Raw genomic sequence first — 8,639 nt, 5'->3', positions numbered from 1 at the left:
CCGCGCCCCCGGGGAGGGGGCCGTGGCCCCCGGGGGTCGCGGCCGTGGTGGCCGCGACGGTCAGGAGCGCGGTGACGGCGGCCGCGAGGCGTGCGGCACGTCCGAAGGGGCGGGACATGGGTGCTCCTCGGCGTGCGTGGTGGTCGGTCCTGCGGGGTTCCGTGCGGTTCACCGTTCCCCCAGCCACACGGCGAGGTCCTCGCGCAGGGCGGCGGCGCCCGGTTCGAGGACGAGGAAGTGGCCGGCTCCGGCGACCGTGACGGTCTCGCTCTCGGGCGCCCCCGTGAAGAGCGCGGCGTGCGAGGCGCCCTCCCCGACCCGTGTGTCGCCGTCGGCGAACGCGAAGAGGACGGGAACGTCGATCCGGTCCACCCGGCGCATGTCGGTGGACAGCGCCTCCACCTGGGTGCCCAGGTCCCCGCAGGGGGTGCGGTCCTGGAGGGAGGCGGCGAGCGCCGCCGCCGTGGTGGAGGTGTCGTGGAAGTTGGCCCTGGTGAAGGACGTCTCACCGACGTCGACGTAGGTGTACCCGGCGGGTTCGTTCCCGTCGGGGTCGGGCGGCCCCGCACCGGCGCCGGCGGGGACGCCGCCCTGCATGCAGGAGGCCAGGCCCCCGAAGAAGCGGGCGTTGGCGCGGTCGGTGACACCGGTACCGCTCCAGGCCATCAGCACGAGGGCGTCGGGCGCCTCCGCACCGTCGAAGGAGTAGGCGGTGATCTGGGCGATCTGGGCGCCGCTGTGGTGCCCGGCCAGGGTGACGTGGCCGAAGGCGGGGGCCGCGCCCTCCAGGGCCCCGGTGTCCTGGACCGTGTAGTCGCCCTCGCGGACCCGGGCGATGACCTGCGAGGCCATGTCGGCCTGGCTCCCCAGGCACAGGGCCATCCCGTCGGGGCGGTCGCTGGCGCCGTAGCCGAGCCGGTCCAGGGTGAGGGAGGCCCGGCCCAGCAGCGCCATCTCCTCGGCGTGGTGCAGCCCGGCCTCGTCCATGCGCCAGAACCACTCCCCCGCCGCCTGTCCGTGCTGGTAGACGGTGACGGCGGGCTCGTCCTCCGCGAGCACGGCCGCCGGTGCGGTCAGGTGTCCGCGGACGGTGTACTCCCCGCCGTCGCTGTTGCACGGCAGGCGGGAGTCGTTGTCGTTGGTGACGGTGAAGGAGACGGGGACGTCGACGATGTCGGCGCCGGCCATCCGCCGGGCGGTGGCCTCGGCGCGTTCCTCGGCCGTGGGCACCGGCTCCGCCGAGGTCTCCGTGTCCCCCGCGGGCAGGAGGACGAGCACGGCGGCGGCAACGGCCGCGGCGCCCGCCCCCGCGATGAGGGCCCTTCTAGTCCCGGGCATGGGCCACCTCGGTGTTCTTCCTGTCGTGTCCCGCGGCCCCGGGGAGCACGGATTCGGTGTCCGGGGCCGCGGATGGGCCGTTCGCGGGGGTGTGGGGGTGCGCGGGCCCGGGGTCGGCCGCGGCGGGCCCGTCCCGCCGGACGGGCTCGGCCGCGCCCTCGCCGAGGGTGGCGTCGAAGGCCCGGTGGAAGCGGCGCAGGGGTGCGGGTGCCCACCAGGTGGCCCGCCCGGTCATGCGCAGCACCGAGGGCACCAGGAGGCAGCGGACGACGGTGGCGTCGGCGACCACCGCCAGGGCCACGCCCCAGCCGAGCATCATGGTGTTGGTGACGCTGGAGGCTCCGATGGCGACCAGGACGACGGCCAGGGTGACGGCCGCCGCGGTGATGATGCCTCCGGTGCGCCGCAGCCCGAGTTCGACGGCCGCGCGGTGGTCGCCCACGCGGTCGTACTCCTCGCGCATCCGGGACATCAGGAAGACGCCGTAGTCCATGGACAGCCCGAAGGCGATGCAGAACATGAGGACGGGCAGGGCCGTGTCGATGAACCCGGTGGGGGTGAAACCGAGGGGCCCGCTCAGGTTGCCGTCCTGGAAGACCCAGACCACCGCTCCGAACATCGCGGTGAGGCTGAGCCCGTTGAAGAGCACCGACAGCAGCGGCAGGACCAGGCTCCCGGTGAGCAGGTAGACGAGGACGAGCATGCTCGCGACGACGGCCGTCAGCGCGAGCGGGATCTGCTCGGCGATGGCGGTCTGTGCGTCCACGACGGCCGCGGCCTGCCCGGAGACGGACGTCTCCAGCGGGCTGTCGACCGCGCGGATGTCGCGGACCAGGTCCTGACTCTGGGGGGAGATGTCCTCCACCCGGGGGTCGGGTATCACCTGGAGGTAGGCGAGGTCCTCGGACTCGCGCAGCGCGTCCACGGGTGTGCGGGCGCGCGTGTTGGCGCCGTCGGTGTACACGCCCAGGGGCGAGCGGACCTCGTCGACGTTGTCCAGGGTCGACAGTGTGGAGGCGTAGGCGTCGAGGGCGTCGGTGTCGGTGTCCTCCGGGGGGCTGTGGACGAGCACGTCGACCGCCCCGGTCGCGGTCGATCCGAAGTCGTCGCGGATGACGTCCATGACCTGGCGCGACTCGGTTCCGGAGGGCAGCTGGCGGTCGTCGGCCATGCCGAACTCCACTCGCAGGAACGGCAGACCGGCGACGACCAGGACGATGAGGGCCACCACGGCGAAGAGGGGCGCGCGCCGCATGACCAGGCGGGTGAGCCGCTGCCAGCGCCGGTCGGCGGCGTCCTCGGGGGAGAGTGGCTCGGCCGCGCCGTCACGGCGGCGGAGCAGTCGGCGCGGGTCCAGGGAGTTGACCCTGGGGCCGAGGAGGGTGAGCAGGGCCGGGAGCACCACCAGTGAGGCGAGGGCTGCCAGCGCCACCACCGTCACGCCCGCGTAGGCGAAGGAGCGCAGGAAGTAGAGGGGGAAGAGCAGCATCGCGGCCAGGGCGGCGGAGATGGCCAGCGCGGAGAAGACCACCGTGCGCCCGGCCGTGCGGACGGTGATGGCGGTGGCGGTGCGCGGGTCGGCCCCGGCGGCCAGCTCCGCGCGGAAACGGCGCACCATGAGCAGGGCGTAGTCGATCGACAGGCCCAGTCCGAGGGCGATGGTGAGGCTCTGCGCGAAGACCGACACGTCGGTGAACCCCGCGATCACGTACAGGACGGCGTTGGTCCCGATGATGGCGACCACGCCGACCAGCAGGGGAAGGACCGCGGAGACGACGCTGCCGTAGACCCACACCAGGATGAGCAGGGTCAGGGGGAGGGCGATCATCTCCGAGCGCAGCAGGTCGTCGGCGATGGTCGACTCGATGTCGTTCAGGACGGCGGTCTGGCCGCCGACGCTGACGGTGAGGGGGCCGTGCTCCCCGCCGTAGTCCTCGGCGATCCCGGCGACGGCGGGACCCGCCACGTCCTCCGTGCCGCTGACGTGGGCGGCGATCAGTGCGCGGGAGCCGTCGTCGGACTTGAGCTCCTCGGAGCCGGTCTGCCAGTAGGAGGTGACCCCGGCGACGGAGTCCTCGTAGGCCAGTCCTTCGGCCAGACCCAGGGCGCGGCCCGCGACCTCGCGGTCGTCCACCCCGTCCTCGGCCTCGACCAGGAGGATCAGGTTGGGCCTGCTGTCGGGGAAGTGCTCCTCCAGGACGTCGCCCGCCAGGGCCGACTCGGAGGAGGGGTCCTCGGTGCCCTGGCCCGCACGGAGGCGGTCCGCGACACCGGAGCCGAGGACCACGGCCCCGACCACGGCCAGCAGGGCGGCGACCAGCACCCACCAGGGTCTGCGCGTGGTCAGCCCGGTCAACGCGTCGAGCATCGTGTCACCCCCGTTCGTCTTGTGCGCGCGGGACCGCCGGTGGCGGTCGGAATGCCCCGACCGCCACGGCGTGTACCGTCGCCGCCACAGTATCGTATAAACATGCGACGATCCTCTACCTAAACAATAGGGTTCACATATCGTTTACTTGAGGGAGCGCTCGGCCCCGGGCAGTGGAGCGGCGTCGAGGAAGTCCCGCGCGCGCCAGCCGGCGTCCAGGACGGCGACCGAGGCGACCACCGCGTCGGGGCGCACGTGCACCACCCACTCGCCCGCGGCCCCCTTCGACGGCCCCAGTAGCCGGGCCACGTCGTGGCCCGGTGCGTCCGGCACCCCTCCGTCGCGCCCGGTCAGCAGCAGCACGTCCACGTCCGCCGGGACCGCGTCCCGTAGCTCCGCCGCCGCGTCGGCGGCCCTGCGGGAGGAACCTCCGACCAGCAGCGCCTGCCGCCCGGAGGCCAGGTAGGCGTGCAAACTGTCGGCTGCGGTCCCGGCCACGGGGACGAGGGGTGCGTCGCCGATCCGCCGACCGGGCAGCGCGCCCCCCACCGCGTCGCGCCCACGCCAGCCGGGCGGGGGCGCGGTGACGGCGGGGCTCTCCCGCAGATCCGGGGAGATCTGGGCCAGTTGCGGCACCAGGCGCTTCTCCAACAGTCCCGACGCCGAGAGCACGCGCATGAGCGTGTCCCGCACCAGGCGGGCCAGGGGTGCCCGCACCATCCACGTACGGGTCTGCTGGTCCGCGCTGCGCACCACCGCCTGGGCGGTGGGACGGCGTTCGAGCGGGTAGCTGTCCAGCAGCGCCTCCGGAGCCCCCCTGAGCACGGCGGCCAGTTTCCAACCCAGGTCGAAGCCGTCCTGGATACCGGTGTTGAGCCCCTGGCCACCCGCCGGACTGTGCAGGTGGGCCGCGTCCCCGGCGATGAGCACGCGCCCGCGCCGGAACTCGCGCGCCACCCGGGCGTGGACCCGGAAGCGGCTGCGCCACCACACGCTCTCGATGCGCAGCCCGCCGGGACCCCGCTCGGCGAGCAGCCGGGCGAGCAGCTCGTCGCCGGGCGGCTCGGTCTCCCCGTCCGGGGCCGTGTCGAAGAACACCCGGTGGCCGCCGCCGGGCAGCGGCACGATCACCAGCACCCCGTCGGGGGTGAGGTGGTACTGGGCCTCCCGCTCCGGCACGGGACCGCTCACGACCCCGTCGCTGAGCAGGAACACGCGGTCGTAGGTGTCGCCCTCGAAGGCCACACCCAGTGACTCGCGGACCGCGCTGCGGCTGCCGTCCGCGGCCACCACCCAGGGGACGGTGGACTCCTCACGGGTGTCCGGGTCCCCGGCGGGCCCGAGCACGACCCGCATCCCCTCCCCCGCCGGGGCCACCGAGTGGACCCGGGTGGACCACTCGACGGACCCGCCGAGTTCGAGGAGGCGGTCGTGGAGCGCCTGTTCGGTACCGGGCTGGGGCAGGCAGACCGGCCCGGGGAACGCGGTCCCCTCCAGGCCGCCGAAGCGCACCCCGCCGATCCGGCGGCCGTTGGAGAAGTAGGACGCCGACGCCAACGGGAGGGATTGGCCGAGCACCCTCTCGTGGACACCGAGCCTGCGCAGGACCTCCAGGGCCCCGCTCCACAGGATGAGCGCCTTGGGCTCCTCGGCGACCCCCGCGCGGCGTTCGACCACGCGGCAGGGCACACCGTTCTGGAGCAGGGTGCACGCGGCGGCGAGCCCGGTGGGCCCGGCGCCGACCACCAGGACCGGCGGGTGGGGACCGGGGAGGCTCACAGGGCCCCCTCGGAGGTACGCGCCGGCTCGACCGTTCCATCGAGCAGTGCGGTCACGTCGGCGATCGCCTGGGCGTTGTCCCGGAAGAGGACCGTGGCCATGCCCAGCTTCGCGGCGGGCTCCAGGTTCGCCTCCAGGTCGTCCACGAACAGGCAGCGGTCCGGCGTCAGGCCGAGCCTCGCCAGGAGGCGGTCGTAGATCTCGGTGTCGGGTTTGCGCACGCCCTCGTGCGCGCTGTTCACCACGACCTCGAAGAGCTCGTCGGCGGGGACGGTGGCCCGCCACAGCTCCTCCCACTCGATGACGTTGTTGGTGAGGAGGGCGATGCGGTAGCCGTCCGTGCGCAGTCCGCCCAGGAACTCCGCGAACTCGTGGTTGCCGGTGCGTCCGGCGAACCAGGCCTCGCCGAAGGTCCGCCCCTCGGGCAGCGCCCATCCACCCTCGGGAAGCTCCGCGGTGATCTGGGAGACGAGGTCGGCCTCCGTGATCGCCCCGACCTCCAGCAGCGCCATGGGGTCGGCTCCGTTGCGTTCGGCGGCGGCCCCCATCGCGGTGAGGATGGCGTCGGGGGTCAGCCCGGCCGTCCCGGCGAAGTGCTCCAGGGTCTCGATGAGCGGGTTGGTGAGCACGCCGCCGTAGTCGCACACGACGGCCTCGATGCGCTTCAGGACCACTGGGCCACCTCGATCCGGAAGGTACTGCCCGCGACGCCCTGCTGGATGACACGGACGTCCGCGCCCATGACCGGGCCGAACCGCTCGTCCCTGCGGAACGGGGTCAGGTCGGCCTCGACGACGGAGGCGAGGTCGTTCTCGGAGAACGAGGAGAACGAGGCCTCCACCGAGACGGGTGCGAGGGTGGCGGGGTCCAGGCCGCTGGAGCGGGCCACGGCGGCCACCACCAGCTGGCGGGCGGCCTCGATGAGCAGGTTGCCCGGCAGGTGGTCCAGCGGGTGGTCGAACAGGTGCGGGTGGCTGTGGTCGGGGACCACCGTGGCCTTCCAGCCGTCCTCTCCGCGCTGCACCGGCTCGGTGATGACGACGTTGCGCGGGTCACGCCTTCCCACGACCGAGGGCCGTGCGGGAACCGCCCGGGGCGCGGGGCCGGTGCTCCAGTCCAGGGCGTCCCTGCCCTTGCTGCGCAGTGCCTGGTAGGTGAGCTTGCTGACGAAGATGAGCGCACCGGTGGCCTTGGCGACCTCGGTGCCGTTCAGCAGGACGTCACCCCGGAAGTCGTATCCGCGCAGCTTGCCGGCCTGGTTGCGGTAGAGGTCGGCGGTGGTGCGGACCATCACGCGGGCGGGCTCGGAGCCCTGGCGCAGCCCGTCGAGGTCGGTGATGTCCAGGGACATGCGCTGCATGATGAACGCCCGGTCCATGGGGACGTTCAGGTGTCGGTGGGAGATCAGCACACCGGTCTGGCGGCACGCCTCCAGGATCAGGGGCAGGTCGTAGGCGGGCGTCTCCAGCATGACGTGGCCGCGGGGCAGCTGGGCGGCCACGTCGAAGGTGCTCTCCCCCGTCTGCTGGGAGTCGGTGACGAACACCTCGGAGACGGCGTTGCGGTGGACGAGCCCCCTGGGCACCGTCGAGTCGTAGTCGAGTTCGCGGACGCCGGTGATCTCCGGTTCGAGTCCGGCGAGGGTGTCGCGGTCGGTGGTCCCGGTCACGACGGCGGCCGGCTGCACGCTGGTCGATGTGTGGTTCATGTGCTTCCCTTTCGTTCACGTTCCCCAGGCGGGAGGTCTCTCCGAGTCGGGGGACGAGGTTCGGAACGGCAAAGAAGGGTGGTTCCCGAGTCGGGGCGGGCGGGCCACGGACCGCCTCCGTACAAGGTCCGAGTATCGGGACGCGCCCTGAAGGAGCCCTGAACAAGACCTGAAGGCGAATCGCGAAAAAAGTTCGCATTTTTCTGTGCACGCCACGTTCACCTGCGAAGATGCACGCGCAATTGATCAAGCAGCATGATCATCATTAGATTGTGACTATCAACACAAGGGATGGCCTCGGCCTTGTCCGCAACCCCACGGGCTGCAAGACCACCGGGGTCGGCGTCGGAGCGGAACTTATCCATTACTTACAGGCATGGCCTGCGTGTTTATGATCAAGTCGCCGCGCCCCCGGCGGCACGAAGACAGCTGGGAGCGCTGTGCGATCCCGCAGGTCCCTGAACGTCTTCCGGCACCGCAACAAGGAAAAGGGACCGGAGAACCGGAAGAAGCAGGAGCACGTCAACGCGAGGAAGAGTCAGCTGGAAAGGCTCCTGAATGCACAGAACACAGCCTGAGACCACGACAGTGGCAGTCCTGGGCGAGCTGGCGGTCACCGACGGAACCGTCTTCCTCCCCCTGGGAGCCCCCCGGCAGCGTGCGGTACTCGCCGCCCTGGCCATCAACGCCAACCAGTCACTGACCACGCAGCGCATCATCGGCATGGTCTGGGGGTCGGCCTACCCGGCCTACGCCAACAACCTGGTGCACAAGTACGTCTCCGGCCTGCGCCGGGCCCTGTCCGACCTGCCGGCCCACCGGCAGGTCCGCATCGAGAGCGGGTCCAAGGGCTACCGGCTCGTCGCCAGGCTCGACCAGCTGGACCTGACCCTGTTCCACATCCATGTCGAAGCCGCGCGCGACCTCCGTGAGCACGGGGAGCCGGAGCGCGCGGCGCAGATGTTCGGGGAGGCGCTCGGCCTGTGGCGGGGCCCCCTCCTCGGCGAACTGCCCGGCATCGCCTTCGACGACGAACGCGAATTCATGGAGACCGTCCGCCTGGTGGTACTGGAGGAGTACGCCGCGCTGAGCATCCAGGTCGGCCGCCACAACGACGTGGTGGGGATCTTGCGCAGCACCCTGCGCAGCCACCCCCTGGAGGAGAACCTGGCCAGGCTGCTGATCCTGGCCCTGTACCAGGCCGGGCGCACGGCGGAGGCGATACGCGTGTACCAGCGGCTGTCCTCGCGGATGCTGGGAGAGCTGAACATGCCGCCCCGCCCGGAGCTCAACGACCTCTACCACGCCATCCGGCGCCACGCGCCGATCCCCGCACCGCAGGCCTGACCCTCGGGCCCCGCCCCGCCCCGCCCCCTGCGCATCCCCGCCCCGCGCCGACGCCTGTAGCAACTGGTGACGACCGCCCGCGCCGAGCCCGGACCGCTC

Annotated in this window: 6 protein-coding genes; 1 reads left to right on the top strand and 5 read right to left on the bottom strand. The window is 72.3% G+C overall.

Going from position 1 to position 8,639, the window contains the following annotated elements; genetic code table 11:
* Positions 1–168: 168 nt before the first annotated feature.
* From ACFWTE_RS29070 to ACFWTE_RS29050, 5 genes are all read right to left on the bottom strand, one after another.
* Positions 169–1,338: a hypothetical protein gene (locus ACFWTE_RS29070; protein WP_378783118.1), complete on the bottom strand. Its 1,170-nt coding sequence runs from the start codon at positions 1,336–1,338 to the stop codon at positions 169–171.
* Positions 1,325–3,706, bottom strand: coding sequence for an MMPL family transporter (locus ACFWTE_RS29065; RefSeq protein ID WP_378783117.1), 2,382 nt, complete (start codon positions 3,704–3,706; stop codon positions 1,325–1,327). The genes ACFWTE_RS29070 and ACFWTE_RS29065 overlap by 14 nt, the downstream gene beginning before the upstream one ends.
* A gap of 144 nt (positions 3,707–3,850) precedes the next feature.
* A complete protein-coding gene (locus ACFWTE_RS29060) occupies positions 3,851–5,485 on the bottom strand; it encodes an FAD-dependent monooxygenase (protein ID WP_378783116.1) in 1,635 nt (544 codons plus the stop codon).
* Positions 5,482–6,159: an HAD family hydrolase gene (locus ACFWTE_RS29055; protein WP_378783115.1), complete on the bottom strand. Its 678-nt coding sequence runs from the start codon at positions 6,157–6,159 to the stop codon at positions 5,482–5,484. Before ACFWTE_RS29055 ends, ACFWTE_RS29060 begins: the two co-directional genes overlap by 4 nt.
* Positions 6,150–7,193: a ScbA/BarX family gamma-butyrolactone biosynthesis protein gene (locus ACFWTE_RS29050; protein ID WP_378783114.1), complete on the bottom strand. Its 1,044-nt coding sequence runs from the start codon at positions 7,191–7,193 to the stop codon at positions 6,150–6,152. The genes ACFWTE_RS29055 and ACFWTE_RS29050 overlap by 10 nt, the downstream gene beginning before the upstream one ends.
* Positions 7,194–7,751: 558 nt before the next feature.
* Between ACFWTE_RS29050 and ACFWTE_RS29045 the strand changes: the two genes are divergently transcribed.
* A complete protein-coding gene (locus tag ACFWTE_RS29045) occupies positions 7,752–8,540 on the top strand; it encodes a BTAD domain-containing putative transcriptional regulator (protein WP_378783113.1) in 789 nt (262 codons plus the stop codon).
* Positions 8,541–8,639: the final 99 nt, after the last annotated feature.

It is taken from the genome of Nocardiopsis sp. NPDC058631, from assembly GCF_042716955.1.
In the GTDB taxonomy this organism is placed as follows: domain Bacteria; phylum Actinomycetota; class Actinomycetes; order Streptosporangiales; family Streptosporangiaceae; genus Nocardiopsis.
Note: the sequence above shows the minus strand (reverse complement) of the source record. Positions and strands in the feature narration are given on the sequence as shown.

What these genes read in the sequence shown, in the direction of transcription:
- ACFWTE_RS29070 (WP_378783118.1), bottom strand. Translation starts at nt 1,338, where the DNA reads ATGCCCGGGACTAGAAGGGCCCTCATCGCGGGGGCGGGCGCCGCGGCC.
- ACFWTE_RS29065 (WP_378783117.1), bottom strand. Translation starts at nt 3,706, where the DNA reads ATGCTCGACGCGTTGACCGGGCTGACCACGCGCAGACCCTGGTGGGTG.
- ACFWTE_RS29050 (WP_378783114.1), bottom strand. Translation starts at nt 7,193, where the DNA reads ATGAACCACACATCGACCAGCGTGCAGCCGGCCGCCGTCGTGACCGGG.
- ACFWTE_RS29045 (WP_378783113.1), top strand. Translation starts at nt 7,752, where the DNA reads ATGCACAGAACACAGCCTGAGACCACGACAGTGGCAGTCCTGGGCGAG.